The 23,191-nt window shown below is 60.4% G+C and carries 21 protein-coding genes and 2 pseudogenes; 7 read left to right on the forward strand and 16 right to left on the reverse strand.

Annotated features, from left to right (window positions below; translation table 11 throughout):
- Window positions 1-274 precede the first annotated feature (274 nt).
- From E4O97_RS17380 to E4O97_RS17405, 6 genes are all read right to left on the reverse strand, one after another.
- The gene (locus E4O97_RS17380; protein WP_248161807.1) at window positions 275-1,681 is read right to left on the reverse strand and encodes an amino acid permease; all 1,407 of its coding nucleotides are present in this window, start codon (window positions 1,679-1,681) and stop codon (window positions 275-277) included.
- A gap of 138 nt (window positions 1,682-1,819) precedes the next feature.
- Complete coding sequence (locus E4O97_RS17385) at window positions 1,820-2,560, reverse strand: BPL-N domain-containing protein (protein WP_248161809.1); 741 nt, start codon at window positions 2,558-2,560, stop codon at window positions 1,820-1,822.
- Between the two features lie 110 nt (window positions 2,561-2,670).
- Entirely contained in the window at window positions 2,671-4,401 is a 1,731-nt protein-coding gene (locus E4O97_RS17390) for an OPT family oligopeptide transporter (protein ID WP_248161810.1), read from the reverse strand.
- A gap of 186 nt (window positions 4,402-4,587) precedes the next feature.
- Complete coding sequence (locus tag E4O97_RS17395; protein ID WP_078821883.1) at window positions 4,588-5,214, reverse strand: glutathione S-transferase; 627 nt, start codon at window positions 5,212-5,214, stop codon at window positions 4,588-4,590.
- A gap of 67 nt (window positions 5,215-5,281) precedes the next feature.
- A complete protein-coding gene (locus tag E4O97_RS17400; RefSeq protein WP_078821884.1) occupies window positions 5,282-5,977 on the reverse strand; it encodes a tRNA (adenine(22)-N(1))-methyltransferase TrmK in 696 nt (231 codons plus the stop codon).
- A 10-nt stretch (window positions 5,978-5,987) separates the two neighbouring features.
- The gene (locus E4O97_RS17405; protein WP_248161811.1) at window positions 5,988-6,701 is read right to left on the reverse strand and encodes a FadR/GntR family transcriptional regulator; all 714 of its coding nucleotides are present in this window, start codon (window positions 6,699-6,701) and stop codon (window positions 5,988-5,990) included.
- A gap of 327 nt (window positions 6,702-7,028) precedes the next feature.
- Here E4O97_RS17405 and E4O97_RS17410 point away from each other — a divergent pair, with 327 nt between their 5' ends.
- The gene (locus E4O97_RS17410; protein WP_248161812.1) at window positions 7,029-8,390 is read left to right on the forward strand and encodes an MFS transporter; all 1,362 of its coding nucleotides are present in this window, start codon (window positions 7,029-7,031) and stop codon (window positions 8,388-8,390) included.
- 20 nt (window positions 8,391-8,410) lie between these two features.
- On the forward strand, window positions 8,411-9,736 hold the full coding sequence (gudD, locus tag E4O97_RS17415) for a glucarate dehydratase (RefSeq protein ID WP_248161813.1): 1,326 nt from the start codon (window positions 8,411-8,413) through the stop codon (window positions 9,734-9,736).
- Between the two features lie 197 nt (window positions 9,737-9,933).
- On the opposite strand, the pseudogene E4O97_RS17420 reads toward gudD, so the two are convergent.
- The 3 genes and pseudogenes from E4O97_RS17420 to E4O97_RS17430 all read right to left on the reverse strand — a co-directional run.
- Window positions 9,934-10,935 (reverse strand): annotated as a pseudogene (locus tag E4O97_RS17420) (chitinase); the annotation flags it as partial.
- Between the two features lie 40 nt (window positions 10,936-10,975).
- Window positions 10,976-11,611 (reverse strand): lytic polysaccharide monooxygenase auxiliary activity family 9 protein, encoded by a 636-nt coding sequence (locus tag E4O97_RS17425; protein WP_046071917.1) that lies wholly within the window; start codon window positions 11,609-11,611, stop codon window positions 10,976-10,978.
- A 322-nt stretch (window positions 11,612-11,933) separates the two neighbouring features.
- Window positions 11,934-12,308, reverse strand: a complete 375-nt coding sequence (locus E4O97_RS17430) for an addiction module antidote protein (RefSeq protein WP_216091844.1) — start codon at window positions 12,306-12,308, stop codon at window positions 11,934-11,936.
- Between the two features lie 361 nt (window positions 12,309-12,669).
- On the opposite strand from E4O97_RS17430, the gene E4O97_RS17435 reads away from it, so the two are divergent.
- Both E4O97_RS17435 and E4O97_RS17440 read left to right on the forward strand, forming a co-directional pair.
- On the forward strand, window positions 12,670-13,281 hold the full coding sequence (locus E4O97_RS17435) for a transferase (RefSeq protein WP_248161814.1): 612 nt from the start codon (window positions 12,670-12,672) through the stop codon (window positions 13,279-13,281).
- A gap of 336 nt (window positions 13,282-13,617) precedes the next feature.
- A complete protein-coding gene (locus E4O97_RS17440; protein WP_046071914.1) occupies window positions 13,618-13,923 on the forward strand; it encodes a DUF6124 family protein in 306 nt (101 codons plus the stop codon).
- Window positions 13,924-13,997: 74 nt separating this feature from the next.
- Here the strand turns inward: E4O97_RS17440 and E4O97_RS27560 are convergent.
- Window positions 13,998-14,121, reverse strand: a pseudogene (locus E4O97_RS27560) (MerR family transcriptional regulator); the annotation flags it as partial.
- Window positions 14,122-14,193: 72 nt separating this feature from the next.
- Complete coding sequence (locus tag E4O97_RS17445) at window positions 14,194-15,528, reverse strand: hypothetical protein (protein ID WP_248132506.1); 1,335 nt, start codon at window positions 15,526-15,528, stop codon at window positions 14,194-14,196.
- Between the two features lie 232 nt (window positions 15,529-15,760).
- Between E4O97_RS17445 and E4O97_RS17450 the strand changes: the two genes are divergently transcribed.
- Complete coding sequence (locus tag E4O97_RS17450; protein WP_248161815.1) at window positions 15,761-16,789, forward strand: alpha/beta fold hydrolase; 1,029 nt, start codon at window positions 15,761-15,763, stop codon at window positions 16,787-16,789.
- 134 nt (window positions 16,790-16,923) lie between these two features.
- On the forward strand, window positions 16,924-18,315 hold the full coding sequence (locus E4O97_RS17455) for a PLP-dependent aminotransferase family protein (protein ID WP_248161816.1): 1,392 nt from the start codon (window positions 16,924-16,926) through the stop codon (window positions 18,313-18,315).
- Here E4O97_RS17455 and panB read toward each other — a convergent pair.
- On the reverse strand, window positions 18,303-19,118 hold the full coding sequence (gene panB, locus E4O97_RS17460) for a 3-methyl-2-oxobutanoate hydroxymethyltransferase (RefSeq protein ID WP_078821892.1): 816 nt from the start codon (window positions 19,116-19,118) through the stop codon (window positions 18,303-18,305). The two genes, E4O97_RS17455 and panB, sit on opposite strands and share 13 nt — an antisense overlap.
- 154 nt (window positions 19,119-19,272) lie before the next feature.
- Between panB and E4O97_RS17465 the strand changes: the two genes are divergently transcribed.
- Complete coding sequence (locus tag E4O97_RS17465) at window positions 19,273-19,443, forward strand: DUF2986 domain-containing protein (RefSeq protein ID WP_216091848.1); 171 nt, start codon at window positions 19,273-19,275, stop codon at window positions 19,441-19,443.
- Here the strand turns inward: E4O97_RS17465 and E4O97_RS17470 are convergent.
- The 4 genes from E4O97_RS17470 to E4O97_RS17485 all read right to left on the reverse strand — a co-directional run bounded on the left by E4O97_RS17470 (window position 19,415) and on the right by E4O97_RS17485 (window position 22,783).
- A complete protein-coding gene (locus tag E4O97_RS17470; RefSeq protein WP_248161818.1) occupies window positions 19,415-20,410 on the reverse strand; it encodes a helix-turn-helix domain-containing protein in 996 nt (331 codons plus the stop codon). The genes E4O97_RS17465 and E4O97_RS17470 overlap by 29 nt on opposite strands.
- 4 nt (window positions 20,411-20,414) lie before the next feature.
- Complete coding sequence (locus tag E4O97_RS17475; protein ID WP_078821895.1) at window positions 20,415-20,957, reverse strand: isochorismatase family protein; 543 nt, start codon at window positions 20,955-20,957, stop codon at window positions 20,415-20,417.
- Between the two features lie 91 nt (window positions 20,958-21,048).
- On the reverse strand, window positions 21,049-21,582 hold the full coding sequence (locus E4O97_RS17480; RefSeq protein WP_248161820.1) for a GNAT family N-acetyltransferase: 534 nt from the start codon (window positions 21,580-21,582) through the stop codon (window positions 21,049-21,051).
- A complete protein-coding gene (locus tag E4O97_RS17485) occupies window positions 21,572-22,783 on the reverse strand; it encodes a YeeE/YedE family protein (RefSeq protein ID WP_248161821.1) in 1,212 nt (403 codons plus the stop codon). Before E4O97_RS17485 ends, E4O97_RS17480 begins: the two co-directional genes overlap by 11 nt.
- Window positions 22,784-23,191: the final 408 nt, after the last annotated feature.

Here is a 23,191-nt window from a genome sequence, read left to right on the forward strand (position 1 = left end):
GGTGCTGGGTTGATCTCGGTTCACAGGGCTATCCCGCCAAGCACAACTCCCGAGAACAACACCGCCCAAATGTGGGAGCTGTCGAGCCCCGGCGAGGCTGCGATGGCGGCGGCACAGGCGAAATCTTCATCGTCTGAACCACCGCTTTCGCAGCCTCGCTAAAGCTCGACAGCTCCCACAGGGGTTCGGCGGTGCAGGGTTCAACCCAGTTGGCAGGGCCATCGCGCCAAGCACAACTCCCGACAACAACACCGCCCACAAAGAATCTGCAATGTCAGGCTTGTTCCACCACAACCGGCTTAATTGCCCGGTTGTGCTGGCGCGACGTGACCAGGCCGATGAAGGAAATCACCAACGCCAGGCCAATGGTCGAGGACACTTCGGTGCGGTGCTCGGGCGTCACCATCATCACCCCCAGGGCCAGGCAGATGAACACGATCACCAGGTAAGTCAGCCACGGAAACAGCCACATGCGAAAGGTCAACTCGACGTTTTGCCGAAGCAGCAAGCGACGCATACGCAGTTGCGAGATCGCGATCACCAGGTACACCAACAACGCGATGGCGCCGGAGCTGGCGAGCAGGAACTGGAACAGACCGGCTGGCATGAAGTAGCTCAGCAACGTAACGCCCGCACCGATGATGGTGCTGGCGATCACCGCCGCCCGGGGCACGCCCGCCTTTGAGGTGATTTTAAGTGCCGCTGGTGCATCGCCGCGCTTGCCCAGGGAAAACAACATGCGCGAAGAAATGTAGATCGAGGAGTTCATGCAACTGGCCACCGCAATCAACACCACCACATCGACCATGAACTTGGCGTTGGGGATATTCATCAGCTCCAGTGCGCGCTGATAGGAGCCAACGGACGCCAGTAGCGGGTCGTTCCAGGGCACCACGGAAATCACGACGGAGATCGACAGCAGGTAAAACACGCCAATGCGCCAGATCACCGAGCGGGTAGCCTTGGCGATGTTCTGCGCCGGGTTGCTCGATTCGGCTGCGGCGATGGTCACCGCCTCAGTGCCGATGAAGCTGAACATGATGGTGATAAACGCGCCCACCACCGCCGACAGGCCGTTGGGCGCAAACCCGCCGTGTTCTTCCATCAAGCGGCTCAAGCCGCTGGCTTCACGATCCGGGATCCAGCCCATGAGCACGCTGAAACCCAGGCCGATAAAGCCGACGATGGCAATCACCTTGGCCATGGCGAACCAGAATTCGAACTCGCCATATTTGGCCACGCTGAACAGATTGGTGATCACCAGCAACACGATTGAGACCAAGGCGAACAGCCACGCATCGACCTGAGGGAACCACTGGTTGAGCACGTGCCCGGCGGCCAAGGCTTCGATGGGAATGACCAGCACCCAGAACCACCAGTACAACCAGCCGATGGTGAACCCCGCCCAGGGGCCGATGGCCTGGTCGGCGTAGGTGGAAAACGAGCCGGTGTCGGGGCGTGCCACCGCCATCTCCCCCAGCATGCGCATGACCAGCACCACCAGCAGGCCGGAAAACAGATAAGCCAGTAAAACCGCAGGTCCCGCGGCGGCGATGGCGTGTCCGGAGCCGACAAACAACCCCGCGCCGATGATGCCGGCGATGGACAACATGGTCACGTGACGCGGCTTGAAGCCCTGCGCCAGCTGACCGTTGGAATCGTTGCAGTTGAGGCTAGTCATTGTTTTTGTTGTTCTCGGGCGGCCAATGACCCTCACCTTAAGTGCCCGAGGCCAGACGCAAGTAGCCTGGTTACGCCGCCATCGTGTCTGATATCGACATTTGTGAGGGTGGCCCCCTGAAGTGACGAGCGTGGCGCCCTACTCTTGCGCGCTACGTATCAACGACCCGAACAGCTCTCCACGCGGCATCTTGCTCAGCTCGATATCGGCATTTTCAAACCACTCTCGGCCGGCTTCCGGATGCGGCCCGCTCAGAACAACCACGCCACGTTCGTAGATGTAGCGCGCCGCCGCCACGTCGCCATTGTGGTAGGTCGCGATGACCTTGTAGGGCGCCGCGGCGCTGGCTTTGGGGAAGTAAGGGCCGTCCTGGTAAAACACATGGTCAGGCTGCCCGTCCCACGTCACCCGCACGGCGGCATCGTCGATACCAGTCACTTCAAAACCGGGGCGGCCGGCTTCGGTGTCAATGGCCTGAGGGATCAGGCCGAGGTTGTTGTCGTCGGCCAGGTAGGCGCCCATGCACAGGCCCAGGTAGCGGCCGCCGTTGGCGACGTAAGCGCGGATGGCTTCGGCACGTGTATCGCCCAGGCTGTCGAGAGCGGCCGGGATGTCCTGGCCGCCACCGGGTTGCACGTAGAGGTCATAGTGCGCCAGGTTCTCTGGCGTGATGTCGATGGGTTCGTCGGCGCCGACGAAGTCGATCTGGTAATTGGGGTTGAGACGCTGCAGGGCGGTTTTCACATTTTCCGAGCAGTCCGGGCAACCTGCCGGGCCACGGTAGATGGCGACATGGGTGATGGGGCCTGCGCCGTGTACGGGTAAAGGGTGCAGCGTAGCAACGGCGAGAAACGTGGCAGCGAGGACGGGCAGTTTCATGGGGTAGGCTCAACGGTCAGTTGAATGGGTTTGATCCAGACGTCGCAGCGCCAAGCCTATAACGATGAGCCTTTTGAATTCGTGAAGAGTTGTAAATCCAGGTCGGCCATTTATCCGCTTCCCAGCATCTGCCACAACGACGCGCCCACGCCGGTGATGCTCTCGCCGGCGATCAGCCCCGCCGCTGCCGTGATCGCAAAGCGCTGCGTCACGCTCGGCCAACGGCAGCTCACCGCCCAGGTCATGATCGCGCCCAGGGCCATCATCAGCGACACCGACGCGGGCAACACAAACGCCAGTCCCAAGGCTGCCGCACTGGGCAGATAGCGGGCGCGATGGGTGGGTAATGTGCTGTCGAGTATGCCCAGCAGCACGCCGAACAAGCTTGCAATGCCGATGGCCCAGCGGATGCTGGGGGACAGTGAATCCAAACCGTGGGTCAGGGTTTGGGCCACGGCTTTCCAGGTGGCGACGGCCGGGGCCGGCCATTGTTCGGTGAGCAGCATGGTTTGAGGGTCAGGGATCAACGCCAGGTACGCGAATACGCCGACGATGCTGCCGACAAAAATCCCGAGGATCTGGGCGATCACTTGCTTGTGCGGCGTCGCGCCAATCGCCTTGCCCACCTTGAAGTCATTCATCAGGTCCGTGCACTGCCCCGCCGAACCGCCGGCGGTGTTGGCGCTCATCAGGTTGATCGGCACCTGGCCAGGCGCAACAATGCCAAAGCTCAGCTGGGACAGTTGCCCGATGGCGCCAATCGGCGGAATACCGGTAGCTCCCACCACCCGCGCCGCCACGGCGGCCAGGCAGATCGCCAGGGGAATGGTCAGCAGCGCCATCCCAAGGTTGATACCGAACAACAGCGCTTGCAGGCTCACCACCAGCGCGATCGCCAAGGCAAACCCCACGGCAGGCCCGGGCTTGGGAATCGCCCACGGCGTGCCGCCAGACGCCCGGGTCGAGCGATGCAATGCCCACAGGCGAATCGCCAGGGACGCCAAGGTGGAACACACCATCAGGCTCACCCCGGGCCACAGCAGCCATTCCACCAGCGCGGCAAATTGCGGACCGTTGCTGTCGGCGGGCAGGCTCACCAAGCCGTTGGCCAACAGCCACGGCCCCAGCCCGCCCCATGCCAGCAAGGCGCCGAGCAGCAGGGTCAGGCCCACGCGAATGCCGATAATGCCGCCGAACCCCAGCAACAGCAGCGAAGGGTCTGCGGTGAAGGTCAGGCGCTCCAACGCGGGGCTCGGCGACCAGCGCGGGAAGGCCCACATAAAGGTATCTACCCACTTGACCGATCCGGACAACAGCGCCGCGCCGAGCAGCACTTTCAAGCGCGTGGCGGCTTCGCGGCCATGGTTGTAGATGTGCAGCAGGGTTTCCAGGGTGGCCATGCCTTCGGGAAACTTCAGCGCCTTGTCATTGAGCAATGAAGGCCGCAGGTACCACGCGATCCAGATCCCCAGGAAACTCACCGAAAACACCCAGGCGATCATCGGCAGCGCCGCCAGTTGGTTACCCGTCAGCAGGGTATACGCCGGGATGGGCGCGACCAGCCCGCCGGAAATGATCGACGCTGCGGCAGAGGCCACGGTCTGGTTGATATTGCTCTCGTGCAGGGTCCACGGCAGGTGCTCGCCGGAACGCCGGGCCAGGCCCTGCCAGATGCCATAGCCAATCAGCAAGGCGATGATCGACATGTTGAACGACCAGCCGATCTTCAAGCCCGCGTACACGTTGGAAGGGGTCAGCAGGATACCCAGCACGATCCCGGTGATGACTGCCCGCAGGCTCAGTTCACGCTCTACGGGCGCGATTGACGAGGTGGAGTGCATGCAGATTCCTTTCGAGAAAAACCAGTGCCACCTCTTAAGTGAGCGCTGGAGGACTCGAAGGTTCACCTGGTTCCAAATGTGGGAGGGGGCTTGCTCCCGATAGCAGTCTGTCAGTCAGCATTTTTGTAGCTGACCCACCGCTATCGGGAGCAAGCCCCCTCCCACATTGGTCCTCTTCACCTCTGGCTATTTGGCGAACGCATATTCCCCGCCCCGCTCCACCGCCTTGCGGTAAGCCGGCCGCGCCTGGAGCTTTTGCAGCCACGCCGCCAGGTTCGGGTAAGCCTGCAATTTGCCCTGGGCCTGGGCAACTTCACCGATAAAGCTCATCTGGATATCCGCACCGCTGAGTTCGTCGCCCACCAGGTACGGCGTGCGCCCCAGCACATCATTCAGGTAGCCCAGGTAGTTGGCCAACTCCGATTCAATCCGTGGATGCAGCGGTGCGCCCGCTTCACCCAGCCGACCCACATAAAGGTTGAGCATCAACGGCAGCATGGCCGAGCCTTCGGCAAAATGCAGCCATTGCACATAGCTGTCGTAGGCGTCGGTGGCCGGGTCGGGTTGCAGTTGGCCGTTGCCGTGGCGGCGGATCAGGTAGTCGATGATTGCGGCAGATTCGATCAGCACGCGGGAACCGTCTTCGATCACCGGGGATTTGCCCAGGGGGTGAATGGCCTTGAGCTCAGGTGGCGCCAGGTTGGTCTTGGCGTCGCGCTGGTAGCGTTTGATGTCGTAGGGCAGGCCCAGTTCTTCAAGCACCCACAGGATACGTTGTGAGCGGGAATTGTTGAGATGGTGAACAGTGATCATAGCGGGCAACACCTTGGGGGATTTAGGAGAAGACTACAGGGTAGCGGTGAAGTGCCGTGAATGTGGCTCAGGCGAGCAACTGATCGATCCACTTCACCTGCTGCACGATCTCCTGCACTTTCTGCTCGGGCACGGCCTGCCGTGCCTGTTCGAGGCTGGCCAGTGTCTTGCGTTTTTCGCGCACCATACGCTGCCACTTCGCCAGGAACTCCTCGCTACGCGCCTGCATTTGCAACGGGCCGAAGTACAGCTGCTCGGCGGTATAGGTGACCGCCTCGGCGCGTTCGGCGACGATGATTTCGTAGTAGAAGCGGTTTTCCAGCAGCAGCTCCTCGTGCAGGATCCGGTAGCCGTTGTCCATCAACCATTGGCGCAGCGGCTGCTCGCCGCCGTTGGGTTGCAGGATCAGGCGTTCGCGGCCATTGAGGTGCGCCTTGCCGCTGTCGAGAATGTCGCGGATCGTTTCGCCGCCCATGCCGCACAGGCTGACGACGGTAATATCATCGCCCGCCTCGATTGCCGCCAAGCCATCAGCCCGGCGCACGGTGATGTGCTGCGCCAGACCGTTGTCGGCCACGGTACGGTTGGCTGCGTGAAACGGTGTAGCGGCCACTTCCCCCGCCACTGCCGCCGCAATAACGCCTCGGCGCATCAACGCCACCGGCAGGTAGGCGTGGTCCGAGCCGATATCGGCCAGGCGTGCGCCGGTCGGCACATGCGCTGCCACACGCTCAAGGCGCATGGACAAGGTGTGTTGGTTCAACGGTGGTTCCTTATGAGTGCCCGGAAAATCGATCCCGGCTGTTGGTCAAGTGCAACACCATAGCTGCCCGTGCGGCGTCCGGATCCTGGCGTTTGATGGCGTTGTAGATCGCCTCGTGCTCCAGGTTCGCCAACTGCCCCAGCTTGGCAAAGTCCGCGCCGCCGCGTTCGGCGTCCTTGACCTGGGTGCGCGGGATCATCGCACTGCCCAGGTGCAGCATGATGTCGGTGAAAAAGGTATTGCCGGTGGCCTCGGCGATCAGTTGGTGAAAGCGCTTGTCTTCCTCCACGCAACTGTCGTTGTTGGCCAGCGAGGCCTGGTAGTCGTCCAGCGCCTGGCGCATATGGGCCAGTTGCGCTTCGCTCCTGCGCAGGGCGGCCAACGCCACGGCCTGCACCTCAAGGCCCAAGCGTAATTCGAGCATGTTGCGCACGCTGGCGACCGTGTCCACATGCAGGCGCAGGCCCGGCTGCGTGTGTTGCTCCAGCACAAAGGTGCCGATGCCGTGACGCGTCTCCACCAGCCCCGACGCCTGCAACTTGGACAAGGCTTCACGCACCACGGTGCGGCTCACTCCGTGCTCAAGCACGATGGTGGATTCAGACGGCAGTTTTTCACCGGGCTTGAGTTGCCCGAGCAGGATGCGCTGGGTCAGCGCCTCAACCACGCCCTGGGCCAGGTTGGTTGAGCGTTTACGCACAAGCGTTGGGCTTTCGATGGGCATGACTACGGGTCCACAGGGTTGGGCAGGAGCAAGCTTATCACCCTGTCTGGAAGCACCGCCCTTTTGCTGCAAAAAGCCTTCAACTTGTATGACAACACATCAAATGCTCACCACCCGTATTTGCTGAAATGTTTGCCCCCCCACGCAAATTCCGCTGCAAAAACCAATAAAAACGGCTAAATAACCGAACAAACTAGTCAGTCGCCGTACTTATAAAAACAAATTCACTCATCAGCGCATTGCGATTCCTGGAAAGCCACTTGTATGATGTCTGTTAACGAAGCAACCAAACCCGCATAAAAACAATCAGGGGGAAGTTTTCAAATGGTGAGCCATTCAAGCCCAGCATCTGCCGTACCCGAAAGTGATTCAGCGCTCGCCCGCGCCGTGAGCAAAGTGAAGCGCCATGTGCTGCCACTGTTCGTGGTCATGTTCATCCTCAACTACATCGACCGCGTCAATATCGGCTTCGTGCGCACGCACATGGAGCATGACCTGGGGATCGGCGCAGCGGCCTACGGCTTCGGCGCCGGGCTGTTCTTCATCGGTTATGCGCTGTTCGAAGTGCCGTCCAACATGCTGCTGCAAAAGGTCGGCGCCCGTATCTGGCTGACCCGCATCATGTTCACCTGGGGCATCGTCGCCACGCTGATGGCGTTTATCCAGAACGAAACCCACTTCTACATCCTGCGTTTCTTGCTGGGTGTGGCGGAAGCCGGGTTCTTCCCCGGGGTGATCTATTACTTCACCCGCTGGTTGCCCGGCGTGGAGCGCGGCAAGGCCATCGCGATCTTCCTCAGCGGTTCGGCGGTGGCGTCGTTGATCTCCGGGCCGTTGTCGGGTGCGTTGTTGCAGATCGAAGGTTTTGGTTTACATGGCTGGCAATGGATGTTCGGCATCGAGGGCCTGGCCTCGGTGGCGCTGGGCTTCTTTGTGTGGTTCTGGCTGGATTCCAAGCCCCATGATGCCAAGTGGATGACCCGCGAAGAACAGGACGCCCTGGTTGGCGCCATCGACCAGGAACAGCGCGAACGTGAAGCCCTGACCACGGTGAAACCGACCATCGGCAAGCTGCTCAAGGACCGCCAGATCCTGCTGTTCTGCGCTCTGTACTTCTGCATTCAACTGACGATCTATGCCGCCACCTTCTGGCTGCCGAGCATCATCAAGAAAATGGGCGACCTGAGTGATGTGCAGGTGGGTTTCTTCAACTCGATCCCCTGGCTGATCTCCATCATTGCCATGTACGCCTTTGCGTCGCTGTCGGGCAAGTTCAAGTTCCAGCAAGCCTGGGTCGCGGCGGCCCTGCTGATCGCGGCGGCCGGCATGTTCATGTCCACCACCGGCGGGCCGATCTTCGCCTTCGTCGCGATCTGCTTTGCGGCCATCGGGTTCAAGTCCGCGTCGTCGCTGTTCTGGCCGATCCCCCAGGGCTACCTGGATGTGCGCATCGCCGCCGCCGTAATCGCGCTGATCAACTCCATCGGCAACCTGGGCGGCTTTGTGGCGCCGACCACCTTCGGCTTTCTGGAACAAACCACCGGCTCGATCCAGGGCGGGCTGTATGGCCTGGCCGGCACCTCGGTGCTTGCGGCCATTCTGGTGTTCTTTGCCAAGACTTCACCCTCTGCCGTGTTGGCCTCACCTAGCGCCGTACCGTCAGGCGCCGCCATCAGCAAATCCCTTTGAGCGTCTATAAGGACCTTGCCATGAATACCCCTGTAGTCACCCATTTCCAGGTCATCCCGGTCGCCGGCCACGACAGCATGTTGCTGAACCTCAGCGGCGCCCACGGCCCCTACTTCACGCGCAATATCGTCATCCTCAAGGACAGCAGCGGCCACACCGGCGTCGGTGAAGTGCCCGGGGGCGAGCGCATTCGTGAAACCTTGGAAGATGCACGCAGTCTGGTGATCGGTCAGCCGATTGGCCAGTACCAGCGCGTGCTTAACCAGATGCGCAGCACCTTTGCGTCCCGAGACAGCGCGGGACGCGGCCTGCAAACCTTCGACCTGCGCATCACCATTCATGCCGTCACCGCCATGGAAGCCGCGCTGCTCGACCTGCTGGGCCAGTTCCTCGAAGTGCCGGTGGCCGCCTTGCTCGGCGAAGGCCAGCAACGCGACGCAGTGAAAATGCTCGGCTACCTGTTCTATGTGGGAGACCGCAACGCTACCGACCTGGCCTACCGCAACGAAGCCGACGCCGATGATGAGTGGTTCCGCCTGCGTCACGAAAAAGCCCTGACCGCTGACGCTGTGGTGCGCCTGGCCGAAGCCGCCAAGGCCAAATATGGCTTCAACGATTTTAAGCTCAAGGGCGGTGTGCTCAGTGGCGATGAAGAAATCGAAGCCGTCACCGCGCTGGCCGAACGCTTCCCGGATGCGCGCATCACCCTTGACCCAAACGGTGCCTGGTCGTTGAAAGAAGCCATCCGCCTGTGCCGCGACCAACACCGCGTGCTGGCCTACGCCGAAGACCCCTGCGGCGCAGAAAACGGCTATTCGGGCCGCGAAGTCATGGCCGAATTCCGTCGCGCCACGGGCCTTAAAACCGCTACCAACATGATCGCCACCGACTGGCGTGAAATGGGCCACGCCATCCAGCTGCAATCAGTGGACATCCCCCTCGCCGACCCGCACTTCTGGACGATGCAGGGCTCGGTGCGCGTCGCGCAAATGTGCAACGAGTGGGGCCTGACCTGGGGCTCGCATTCCAACAACCACTTCGATATCTCCCTGGCGATGTTTACCCAGGTGGCCGCGGCCGCCCCGGGTGAGATCACCGCCATCGACACCCACTGGATCTGGCAGGACGGCCAGCGCCTGACCCGCGAACCGCTGAAGATTGAAGGGGGTTACGTAAAGGTGCCGGCCAAGCCGGGCCTGGGTGTGGATATCGATATGGACGCCGTGGCCAAGGCCCATGAGCTGTACAAAGGCATGGGCCTTGGGGCGCGGGATGACAGTGTGGCGATGCAGTTCTTGATTCCGGGTTGGGGCTTTGATAACAAGCGGCCTTGTTTGGTGCGGTAAATCGGAGTTATGAACGCTCAGCGCAATTTGAGCGTGACGCAAAAAATCCGATGCCCAAACAGGCATCGGATTTCAGTCAGATCAGAAGCTTAGCTGTTTGACCTCTGGCACGTCTGCCAGAGGCCTCTTTTGCACTACTGCTGATTGGCGACCTCGAGATCCGCCGTATCCTCCTCAAGGCCAGAGAGAGCAGTGCCATTGACCAGCGGCCCATAACGACGGCTGAACTCCCAGTTGTAGGGCACGTGGTCTTTGTTGACCCCGTTATCCCAATTCACCGACCAGGTCATCAGGCCCTTGATCGACAATCCTTTGTCGTACAAACGCTTGAATGCATGGGTCACGGCTGTTGGGTTGATCACATAACCGGTGGCAGCCGCGTCGACGTTCGCGGGCAGGCCAATGACGAACTTGTCTGCCGGGATTTTGGTAAACCCCCGCGTTCCGCTCACCAGGCTTTCGGTCAGGTAAAACAGGAAGTCCTCTTTCATCGCGTCGTTGTTCTGGGCAATCCAGGCGCCGTTGCCGCTGTTGACCTCCTGCACCCAGATCCCGTCGCCGCCCTGGTTGTAATACTGTGGGGCGATGAAGTCGTAATAGCCTTCCAGCGCCTGGATGTAGCCGACGTATTTGCCGGCGGTGGTCAGGTACGGAAACTCCGGCGCCATGCTGATGATGAAGTGTTTGCCTTGACCGGCGTAGTGGTCCTTGACCAGTTTCAACGCGGCGGGCAGGACAGTCTTGTTATCGGCGAAATCAATCGCGCTCTGTTCAAGATCGATATCCAGGCCATCAAAGCCATAGGTTTCCACCAGGCGGATAATCTCGTTGGCCAGTGGCTGTTCGTTGCCTTTATGCAGTTCGATGTGTGCATCGGCGCCGCCAAGGGAAATCAGCACCGCCCTGCCCTGGCTGTTCAGCACGCCCACCTGGCGACGGAACTCGGCGTCGGACAGGTTGTACGGCTTGAAGGTTGGGATACCGTTGCCCTTCATGAAGGCCACGGCCACCACGTTGTAATCCCTTGGTACGTCCGCCAGGCTCATATTGGCGAACTGGCCACGCTGATAGCCATCGCTCGGGCCGGCAGGCCAGTTGTGCCAGAAGCCCATGAGGATCTTTTTGCCGGCAATGCTCGGCATCAGCGAAGCGGCATCGTTGAGTGGCGATTTCAGTGAGGTAAAGTCAATATTTGACATGTTCTAATCCTTCAGAACCTGTGAGTTTAACGGCGCGGGCTTATTTGAAGTCCACGTCGAAGGCTTGATAGAAGGCGTTGCCGGTGTTGGCGACGATCCACATCAATACGATCACATGCTGGCCCTTCTTGTTGGCCGGCAGTTTCACTTCATGATTGACCTTGGCCTTCAGTTCGCCGGCATGGCTGTAGTACGGCACCTGGGCATAGAAGTCTTCGGCGAACGGCTGGGTTTCCAGCTGTGCGCGGGTGATGCGCTGTTTCGGATCCCAGCCATCCTTGGTGATCAGCCAGCGATAGCCACGGGTGGTGTGCGGCGCGGTGTATGCCCAGGTGACCTTGAAGGTCTGACCCGGCTCGACATTGAGTAACGGCCAGGTGAAGGCGCGGTTGAGTTTCTTGGCCATTTCCTCGTTGGTGAAGTTGATGCAGTCACGCGCATCGGTCTTGCCACCGCTGAGGATGAAGCCGTCGGCTGGTGGAGTGACGCTGTCACTGTCGGTTTGGTAAGGCGCCGGGAACGGGCCGGCCATCAGTGCCGGGAAGTTTTTGCCGCCTTCCATTTCATTGACCTGCCAGGTCTCCAGCAGGCCAAGATCCACGGCGACTGCACCACGGCTGGAAGGGGATGTGACACGACCATGGCGAAGCGGTGTCTGGGTTTGTGGTTTGTTCATTTTTTGATTCCATTGATAGTGATTAAGAACTCCCCTTTCTTGAAGGAGAGAACCTCAACCTAACGGAGTCGCTTTTTTTTGCCACCGGCCCATTTTTCACTCATTTTCGTTTCATGAGCGCGCCGCCCCGAAAATACTGGATATATAACCAGTATTATGGGAATAACCTTACGCTGCAAGAGGTCGATTTCCTACAAGACCAGGCGCACATCAACACCGCTTCTCTCGTAAATCGCATCATCCCTTCGTAACGGATAGCCCTCTGTGGACAAAAAGGGACGTCCCTATTTTCAATCAAATAAACCGTCCTCTTTTGGGTCCATCAGGTTTTGCCGATGACGGCCGTTTTTTCAATTGCGGTCGCGGCAATCGGTTGCACCGTCAGTTCCACCCCGAATGCCAACATCAGCTTCTGGACCGTCTCATAACGCGTCTTTGAGCCGCCTTTCAGGGTTTTATACAGGCTCTCCCGATTCACCCCCGCCGCTTCGGCAACCTTGTTCACACCCTGGGCTTTGGCAACCTCGGCCAGCGCCTTCATAAGGACTTGCGGGTCATGGCACGCCATGCTTTGCGCAAGATAGCCACTGATGGTTTGCGGGCTATCAAGGAAGCGTGAAGCCTCATAGGCGCTGGTGCCGGATGTATCCAGCTCGAGGATCGGCATGTCCTCTGGTTTGAATGTTGACTGACTCATGTCATTGACCTCTCAGGGCATCGAGAATCTTTTGTCCGCCTGTAGCCTACTGGCTACATCTTGCATCTGCCAGTGCTTTTTTAAAACCAGCAACACACAGCCAATGTGGGAGGGGGCTTGCTCCCGATAGCGGTGTATCTGCCATTGAGAGTTTGGCTGACCTGCCGCAATCGGGAGCAAGCCCCCTCCCACATTTGCACTGCGTTGTCGTTGAGGCAGCATTTTTGCGCACAACGGCGACCCGCGACTTTCTTTGGTACTAAGTAAACCGGGGCAGACGCTATTAAGATGTCGCCTGAGCCCACCACCCTATCGTCACAGCGGGCTCTACCCTCCCACCCCGACATCGGAAGCGCTCTGCATGAAGCTACCTGAGATCAGTACATTCATTGCTCAATGGCCCTCCCTTGGCGTGACGCAGCCTGCCGCTTGGCGGGTGTCTCAAGACTGCGAAAACCAGATTATGGTCTTGCTGTCACGCCTCGGCACGGGCTACCGGCGCCACGGAGACTGTGCCATCCACGAAAGCGCCATTGTCGAAGAAGGCGCTGTGTTGAAAGGCCCGATCATCATCGGCGAAGGCTCATTCGTAGCAGCGGGAGCGTACCTGCGCGGCGGCGTTTATCTGGGCAGCCATTGCATTGTGGGCCCAAGCTGCGAACTGAAAAGCACCTTCATGCTGGCCGCAAGCAAGCTGGCACACTTCAACTTTGTCGGCGATTCATTGATTGGCGAAGGGGTAAATATTGAAGCCGGTGCAATCATCGCCAATTACCGTAATGAGTTGGATGGGGCGGATATCAAGATCCGCTATGCAGACAATGTGATCGACACAGGGGTAAACAAATTTGGTGCCCTGGTAGGCGACGGCTGCAAAATCGGCGCGAATGCCGTCATTGCTCCAGGCGCAATATTAAAGCCGAACAGTCGTGTTCCGCGTTTGGGGTTGATTGACCAGTTCGCCTACGAGTAGCGATAGCCCGTAGACATGTCCTACAGCGCTCTGCACCACCTTGCTCCATTGCCTACAGTTGCGTCAGAATCCGCCGGCTTGTGCGCTTGGATGGGCGTCTCTAAGGTGGCTCGGTCGCTGACAACTCAGTGATCGGGTTTAGTAGCCCGAGTGACAACATAAAGTGCATGAGCCTCATCGATCAGATGTTCTTGTCTGTGCTTGATGGTGGCTGTGCGCAGGGCGCCCTCGGGCGCGCCGGCTTTGTGTGTTTCCCCGGTCTACTAACCTGCGTACAGCCGCCACCCCATCGTTTAGTAGCGATGAGGTGTTGGCCCTAAAACAGGTACAACACACATGTATAAAGTCACGCCTAACCCTCCAAACGATCCAAACCTCAAGCTTGATCAGGCATCCCTTAACACCCACGCCGAACCACCTCCCTCACCGCTGTTCAGCGTTGCCGACGACGCCAGCAACGAAATGCTCATCGCCAATAGCTACGAAACCTTTTCCTCGGTGACAGCGTTATTGCTTGACCTGTCGGATGAACTGTCAGGCAAACAGCGCGATGTCGCGCTGGCGATTCATCAGCTGAGTGAATTGGGGGTTTTGTTGGTGGACAAATTGATGGCGAGGGAAAGTGCTTCAAGGGTTAGCTAGTCTTGCAGCCACCCGATAGACCGCCGCGTCGTCATGATCGACTTCACGACGACTCGGCAGCACCTAGGCGCCGGTCAGGCCCTCGGAGCCTGGTGGGCGCCCTTTCTCTTGGAAGACGCTGGAGCCACCCCTTCCTCGCGCAGACGATTAATCAGCAACTGCGCATTCTGCACATGCCATACCCTCGGGTTTAACTTCGAATACCATTGACCTCAAAGTTGGCTTTAAACCTAAGTCATTGGGTGGCCAAGGCGTGTGATTGCCCCCTCCTCATGGTTTTGGATTTTTCATCAATTTTAATAAATACCCAGGCCAGCGCCATCGCGAGGTGAACTGATCGGGGGTGCCTGCAAGGATGTCTACCAGTGAGCGCGTCTTCAAAGGTTCGGCTACGGCCTCACCGACGACGCTGTGCGGCTGCCTGTCGTCGACTGAAGGCGCAGCCGCCCGACGCGGTTTTCCGGTGGCCGGATCCATGGTGTAACCCGCGGCCTTACCTTTTTCGGTGATGGTCCAGATGCCATCGGTGTTGATAAGCACGGGCTCATCAAATGTGAGCGTTACCTCTTCGGCTACTGTGACCACCATATTGTCGTTGATACTTATCGGTGTATAAGTCGCGAACTCCCTGCCCAGCAAAGCTTGCGTGGCACCTGCACTGGAAAATTTCAGCACCATCTGCTCAAGAAAAGCGATGCTGCCCATATTGCTCAGCGCGCCGAAGTCCGGGTTCAGGACATGACGCAAAAAACCCTGTTCGAGGCGGGTAGAGTCAATGGCCGAGCCGTTCAGAATGCGTGATGCCGCAGCTACATCATGCTCCTTGAAGTTGAACGTCACCCGGCGCCCCTCCTGGTTGTAGCCATTGTTACCGCTCAAGAGCTGGCGACCATTGTCGTGATGGCGGTAGTTGCCAAGGTCGTAGGCCAGCATGTCGACATATGCCAAGTCGGCTCCTTGCTCCTGCGCATAGGCGTACATGTCCGACAACAGGCTGCGATCATCACGAGTCAGGAAGTCGTAACTGCTTTGGGCCATATTGCTAGAGGTCAGGGTGCCTTCGGCCACCGCAGGTTCATACCCCAGGAAGAGCCGAGAAATCATGAGTTCACGCCCAATAGCGGAACCTGAAGAGGCGCTGACCCGCTGTTCATTCAGGCGAACCTCCTGCCAGGCTGCGCGCCGTTCGTTGACGGTGAACGTACCGCTTTCGTCGCGAGCAATCAGCGTCAATTGATCGACCGCGAGTCCTTTGAAAGGGTTACTGGCCAAACCGTTGGCAAAGGCGGTGGCTTGCTTGGCGCGCTCAAGCAATTCCAGAACGTGAGTATCGGGAACCTCAGCATCATGCTGAGCTTTGTCAGCGAAATATCTTTCGTCGCTGATCGCATCGAGCGGGTTGGAGAGGTTGTTGCCTGGGTCTTCTTGACGCATGCCGGCGTCATGGTTGGCAGCGTCACTTAGTTGCCTCGCCAGGATCGATAAGGTGTTGTCAGCATCGGCTTCAACAACGGCAGGCGCGCCGATAGGGTCTCGAAGAGGCAACACCGAGGCTGGGCTCAAGTCACGGACAACAGGACCAAATGATGCACCTATAAGCTCCATAATCATCACCCTTTAATTAAAGGTCAGTGTCGACACATCCAGTAGGATTCACGCTCCAACACTGCATGATTTACAGCTTCAAGTAAGCCAGCTACTTCCTAAAAACGTGAAGTCCGCATCTGTAATACCAAGCAGTAGGACTCTGTCAGCCACTTCGTAGTCCCGCCTCCCCTCTACCTGAACCGACCGTTTCGGGTCATGCTGCGCCCTCCCTTTCAAGGACGAAAAAAGCATGAAAGCCCGCCTCGCTGCTCTGCTGCTGATGTACCTGACCGCTCCCGCATTCGCCGCTGACAACCCCATCGGTTTCCAAACCACCACCCTGCCCGACACCCTTAACAGCCGCCCGCTGGAAATGGCTGTGTGGTACCCCGCCGTCGCCACTGCCAAACCCAAGCTGATCGCCGACAATGTGGTGTTCATCGGCGTGCTGGCCGTTCCCGATGCGGCGCCGACGCCCGGCAAGCATCCTTTGGTGGTGCTCTCCCACGGCTACGGGGGCAATTGGGGCAAACAGGCGTGGCTGGCCAGTGCGTTGGCGCAGCAGGGTTATATCGTGGCGGCGGTCAACCACCCGGGCACTACCAGCCAGGATCGCAGCGCACAGGCCGCTGCGCAGTTATGGCAACGGCCTAGGGATTTAAGTCGGGCCATTGATGCGCTATTGGCCCAGCCCGAGCCATTCGGTGCGGTGGATAGCGGCCGGATCGCCGTGGTGGGGCATTCCCTGGGGGGCTGGACGGTGATGGAGACGGCCGGTGCGCGTTTTGACCCGGCGCTGTTTGCCCGGGACTGCAGCGCTCATCCGACGTTGGTCGCGTGTACCGCCTACCGTGAGATGAACCCTGAAGGCACTGCGAACGGGAAGGAGCAATTGGCGGCGGACTTGAGCGACAAGCGCGTCAGCGCCGTGGTGTCTTTGGACCTGGGCCTGTCGCGCGGGTTTACCGATGCAAGTCTGGCGGCGCTGCCGGTGCGGGCCTTGGTGATCGCCGCCGGTGTACCGTCAGCGGATTTGCCGGCGCAGATGGAATCGGCCGACATGGCCAAACGGTTGCCAAACGCCTCGACGCAGTACGTGGAGATCCGCGACGCCAATCACTTCAGCTTTATGTCGCAATGCAAACCGGGCGCGGCGGCGGTGCTCGACGCGGATGTGCCCGGCGACAGCATCATTTGTCAGGATGGGCCGGGTGCACGGCCACGACCGATTATCCAGCAGCAGGTGATCACGTTGATCAGCCAGTTTTTGGCACGTTGATCAGGGTTTGATGATGTAGGAGCGAGCTTGCTCGCGAAAAATCTCAACGATAACGCGCGCTTCCAGGTAAAACGTGGCGTGCTGAAGTGCTTCGCGAGCAAGCTCGCTCCTACAGAATAGCGGTTCAAATAAGTATGAAAAGAAGCAAAGACACCTTTGCCTATCAGGCGGTGTACCGCTACCTCATCGAGCTGATCGAGGCCTGCCCTGCCGACGGCGAACGCAAATTGCCGTCCCTGCGCCAACTGGCCCTGCGCCTGGGCGTGTCGGTGTCGACCACCAAGTACGCGTATGCATTGCTTGAGGAACAAGGGCGGATCCAGGCCAGGCCCAAGCTCGGTTTTTTCATCGTCCCAGGCTTGGCTGCCACCATCAACCCAAGCTCATCTCCCCTGCTCGACCAGGTCTTCGCCAACGCACGCCAACCCGGCATGCTGGCCCTGAGCAGCGACGCGCCGGCGATGCTGCTGTCGCTGGAGCAACCCTTGCTGATGGTGGAGCGTGAACTGACCCGGCAGTACCCGCGCTCGCTGGCACCACTGTATCTGCCAATGGGCGAGCCCGAGTTGCGCGCTGCCTTGGCCGAACGCTACAGCCGCTCTACTGACCATTACTGGCAAGCCGACCAGGTGTATATCGGCTCGGACTTGCACAGCGTATTGGAGGTCTCGCTCAACGCCTTGAACCTGGCGGGCACGCTCGCACTGGTGGAGTCGCCGTGTTCGTGGGCGATCCTGCGGCAATTGCAGGCGGCGAAAATCCGTGTGATCGAGATGCCCCTCGGCGCAGATGGGCGTTTTGACCTGGGCGCTCTGAACACGCTGCTCAAGCGTGAGCCGATCCGCCTGGCGGTGCTGTCATCGACGGTGAATATGCCCCAGGGCGGTGTGATGCCCGCACAGGATAAACAGCAGATCTGCGAATGGTTGGCCGAGCGGGATATCTGGCTGTTCGAAAACGACACCTACGGCGAGCTGTACTTTGGCCCGCAACCGGCGCGTTATCGCGACTACGCCGCCCCGCACAAACTGCTGGTGTTTTCGACCTTCGACAAAGTCATCGGCTCGGAGGCACCCTACGGCTATGTGCTGTGTCGCGGACATGCCTCATCGTTGCAACAGCTGTTCCTGGAGCGCGGCTTTCGCCTCTCGCCGATCCGCCAGAAAGCCATCGCCAAGCTGTTTGCGTCCAAGCGTATCGACGCCCATCTGAAGGCGTTGCGCGCACGGTTACTGGCGCGCATGACGCAGCTCAAAGCCCTGCTGTTAACCCACGGCAATGGCCAATGGCAGGTGGTCGAACCCCATGGCGGCGCAAGCTTCTGGCTCCGGGCCAGCCGCCCGGTGGATATGCGCCAGGTGTTCGCGCACTTGCTAAGCCTGCGCATCGTCATCGCCCCCGGCGAACTGTTCAGCCAGCAAGGCGCCTGGCCAGATCACCTGCGCCTGAGCTACACACTCGACTGGAGCAAGGACATTGCCCTGGCCGTCCAACTACTGGCCCAGGCGTTGCATCAAAGCCCGTAGCAGTGCCGGTCTTCGGGAAAACGACCCTGGCGCACATCGTCGGCGAAACGCTCGCAGGCATCGCGAATCACCGCCCCCACATCAGCGTATTGCTTGACGAAGCGCGGCATCGAGCCGCCGCCCAGGCCCAGCACATCCTCGGTGACCAACACCTGGCCGTCACACGCAGGCGATGCGCCGATGCCAATGGTGGGTTGGCTTGAGTCCAGGGTGATCTGCCGGGCGACACCTTCGGCCACCCCTTCCAGCAGCAGGCTGAAAGCCCCCGCTTCCAGGTTGGCGCGGGCATCGGCAGCAATCACCGCAGCGGTTTCAGCGGTCAGCCCCTGGGCCTTGAACCCGCCCATGACGTTGACGAACTGCGGCATCAGCCCCACGTGGGCCATCACCGGTACACCCCGTGCAACCAGGAACTCCACGGTACCGGCCAGGGCCTGATTGGCCTCCAGCTTGACCGCATCGCAACCGGTGCGCGATAGCACCTGGGCGCAGTTGCGAAAAGCCTGCTCATACGACTCCTGGTAACTGCCAAACGGCATGTCGGCGATCACACAGGCCAAGCGTGTACTGTCGACCACCGCCCGGGTGTGGCCGATGATTTCTTCCAGTTGCATGCTCAGGGTCGACGCCCGGCCATAGCCGACCATGGCCGTGGAGTCACCCACCAGGATGAAGTCGACGATCGGATCGATCAGCTTGGCCATAGCGCTGGAGTAGGCGGTGAGGGAGACGATTTTCTGCTGCCCCTTCATGGCGACCAATTGAGGGACAGTCATGCGTTTAGTACGGGTGTGAATGCTCATCGGGGCTTTTCCGTTTGCGCTGGATACTCGGCCCGATTATTGGCGAAACGAAGGACGATTCAATGCACAGATCAGCGCTAAAAAGCGACCCAGGGCCCGGCCACATTTGCTGAAACTGGTATCATCCGCGCCTTTCCCTCTCAGGCTCCGCGACATGAACCGCCAGAAAAAACTTCAGCAGCTCTTCAAGGCCAAAGCCAAAAAGGCCAGCGCCAAACTGGCGCCGAAAAGCAAAGACAAATACATCAGCAAGGCCGACCGCTTGAAGCTGGCGACCGAGGCCGGCCAGGAACCGGTCACGTCCCCCGAGACGCCTGCTGAGTAAGGCGCATGGCTGAAGGGGTGGCCGCTTCATACTTGCCCCAGATGCGCCGCAGATGACGCGCCGAACCAAAGCCTGCGCGCTCGGCGATGGTTTCAATGCCCAAGTCCGACTCGGCCAGCAGTTCACGGGCCACAGCCAGGCGCAGGCGGTGCAGGTAGTCCAGCGGGCTGATACCGACATGCTCCTGGAACAAGCGCCCCAGGTGGCGGCTGCCGGTGCAGGCCAGGGCGGCCATGCGGGTTACGGTCCAGTCCTCACAGGGCGCCGCGGCGATGGCGTCCTGCACCCGATGCACCGCCGGATGCAGGTGATTACGCCCGGTTATCCAGGGCGACAACTGCGGGTCGCTGCCGCTGCGGCGCAGGTACACCACCATGTCCCGCGCTACCGCACACGCCAGCCGTGGCCCGGCCAGCTCGGCGACCAGGTGCAGCATCAGGTCGATACCGGCCGTGACACCGGCGCTGCAACTGACCGGACCATCGGTCACGTACAAGCGGTTTTCCAGGACCCGGGCCTTGGGCGCCATGGCTTGCAAGGTGGTGCATAACGAGTGGTGCGTGGTGCATTGGCGGCCATCCAGTAATCCGGCGCTGGCGGCACTCAACGCGCCGGCGCATACGCAGATAAGGCGTTCAGCCGAGGGTGCGAAGACGTTTTTCAACCAGTGGGTCAGCCGCTTGCTGGCCGACTCGAACGCCTGCTGGTGCGCCTTGCTGACCTTCATCGTGGAGCCCACCAAGACCACCAGGGTGCCGGGGGCCAAGGTCGGTGGCAGTGGCGCCAGCCCCGTCAGCGGCAAACCGATGGAGGTGTGCAGCGTTGCCACCGGGCTGACGTACTGCAAGTCGAAATCCACCACCGCCGGGTCATCGACCTGGGCGGCCAGACGCAGCACTTCGGCAGGCCCGGCCAGGTCGAGCATCAGTACGTTTGGCAACAGCACAAACAGCACCGGCACACTCATCGATTCACCCCGCCAGGGCCTGGGCGACCGTCACGATGCGGGCGAAGCGGTCATCGAGGACCAGCTCCGTGCGTTCGCGAATCTCGGCCGGCGTATAGACCCGGCCGCTACGCGCGTGGGTCATCGGGAAGGTCAGCGTCGCCTCGCTGACAAAATCCACCTTGAAGCCACTGTCGCAAGCCTGCCGCGTGGTGGTCTCGCAGCATTGCTCGGTGCGGATGCCGCTGATGATCAGCGTGGCGACGCCCATCTCCACCAGGCGAGCGGCCAGGGGCGTACCCGCAAAGGCACTGTGGTAGCGCTTGTGGATCACCAACTGCGGATTGATCGACAGCTCGCTCAGTGCCCTGACGTTGCCCGATTGCATGGAGAAATGCCCCTGGTCTTCAACATGGAAGACTTGTACCACCGGGATGCCCCGCTGAACACAACCATCGATGAGGGCCTGCTGTTTTTCCAGATAGTCGGGCAGGTCATTTTCGGACCAATAGGTTGAATGACGGAACGAGTGCTGGGCGTCGATAACGATCAGGGCTTTACGGCTCATGGGCAGTCCTTTTGGCTTGCATCAGTGGGTGAACGATGCAAGCCATGGTAAGGACAACCCACAGCGCACGACAGGCGCAAGGCAGACTACTTCAGGACGGATTCGGACATGTCACCGGGCACGCCATGGCACAACGACTGCCGGGTTCGAAGCCATGGGCGTACTCATCCGCCAGGATCGTTTCCAGACGCGGATCACTGTGAGTAGCGAAGCCCAGGCGCCGGTAGAACGGTGCATTCCACGGTACATGCACAAAGGTGGTCAGGGTCACTGCATACAGTTGCTGGGCGCGGGCGTGGTTCATCGCCGTTTCCACCAGCCTGCGCCCCCAGCCCTGGCCTTGCAGCGGCCGGGCCACGGACACTTCATGGATATGCAGATCGTCGCCAAAGCGTTCTGCGCTGAGGAAACCCTGGGGTTGGTCGTGGTGATCAACCACCACCCAACAGGTCGATAGCGCGATCCACTGCCGATGGCACTCGACGCCAATCGACGCGGCATCCGCCAGCCAGGCCAGCCCTTCGATTGCGCGAAACGCCTGAGCCGCGCACTGCTCGATGGCGGGCAACAAACCGGCGTCTTGCGTGCGCGCCAGGCGAATGTGGACGGACTGCTCAGCAACCACTCAACGCCACCTGGGGCCGTTCGCCGGCAAAGAAGAAGGGCCGCAGGCGCACGCCCACGCCGTTGCCGATAAACGCCGCCACCAGCCACACCCAGCCATGCAGGCTGCCCGAGGCGATGCCGCTGAAATAGGCGCCGATATTACAGCCATAGGCCAGGCGCGAACCGTAGCCGAGCAGCAGGCCGCCGATCACGGCGGCGATCAACGAGCGTGCCGGAATATTCAGGCTGGGAGCGAAACGCCCGGCCAGGCCAGCGGCCAGCAGCGCGCCAAGGACAATGCCGATATCCATGACGCTGGTGATGTCTTCCCAGACCGGCGCGGCCAGGGCCTTGGCATTGCCCGGCATCTGCCAGAACGCCCAACTCGCCGCATCCACACCCAGCCCGCTCGCCACTTTGGCGCCCCACAGCGCGAACGCCGAGGTGATGCCCCACGGCCGCCCAGCCAGGGCCAGGGTGGCGTAGTTGAGCAGCGCCAGGCCAATCGCGCCCCACACCAGCGGCCAGGGCCCACGCAGAAAACGACGCAGCCCTTGATGCTCGCTGTGCACGCCTTGTTCAAGCTGGCCGTGACGGCGCTTTTCCAGACGCACGGTCGCCACCGCAATCAGCGCGAACACCGCCAGGCTCAGGACCAGCGCCGGCAGCACACCGAAACTTTTGACGATGGAAACCGCCGGCAACGACGGCAACGCAAACCACCAGTCGACATGGTGGGTGGCGATCAACGAGCCACAGATAAAGAACAGCAGCGTCACCAACATGCGCGCATTACCGCCGCCCACGGTGAACAAGGTGCCCGATGCACAGCCGCCACCCAGCTGCATGCCGATCCCGAAGATAAACGCCCCGAACACCACCGACACACCGGCCGGCGCCACCAAGCCCACGACCGGCTGGCCGAACAAAGTGCCCGCGCCCAGTGCCGGGAAAAACAGCAGCACCGCCACCGCCAGCATCACCATCTGCGCACGCAAGCCGGCGCCACGCCGATCATTGATAAACACGCGCCAGGCCGAGGTAAAACCGAAGGCAGCGTGGTAGAGCGTCAGGCCCAGCGCGGCGCCGACCACCAGCAACAACACTTGGCGTGCGCCAACGGTGTTTTGCAGGAACAGGGCGCCCGCCACCAGGATGATAAAGGCTATCAGTGGCGCTGCAGGCTTGCGTGCAGGCGCCAGGGAAAGGGAGGTGCTCATGGGGATCTCGATGGGTTGGAAGGAGGCCAGTATAGCCCCAGACGGAACTTGATCAGGCGCAGGCATTGCCGAGAGGCTCATCGTTTGAACCACCGCCTTCGCAGCCTCGCTGGGGCTCGACAGCTCCCACAGAGATTAGCGGTGCTGAGTTGATCTCGATTGGCAGGGCCATTGCGCCAAACACAACTCCCGACAACAACACCGCCCAAATGTGGGAGCTGTCGAGCCCCAGCGAGGCTGCGAAGGCGGCGGCACAGGCACCCTCTTCATCGCCTGAACTACCGCTTTCGCAGCCTCGCTAAAGCTCGACAGCTCCCACAGGGGATTGGCAGTGCTGAGTTGATCTCGATTGGCAAGGCCATTGCGCCAAACACAACTCCCGACAACAACACCGCCCAAATGTGGGAG

This window comes from Pseudomonas sp. W15Feb34 (assembly GCF_023127765.1).
Lineage (GTDB): Bacteria > Pseudomonadota > Gammaproteobacteria > Pseudomonadales > Pseudomonadaceae > Aquipseudomonas > Aquipseudomonas synxantha_A.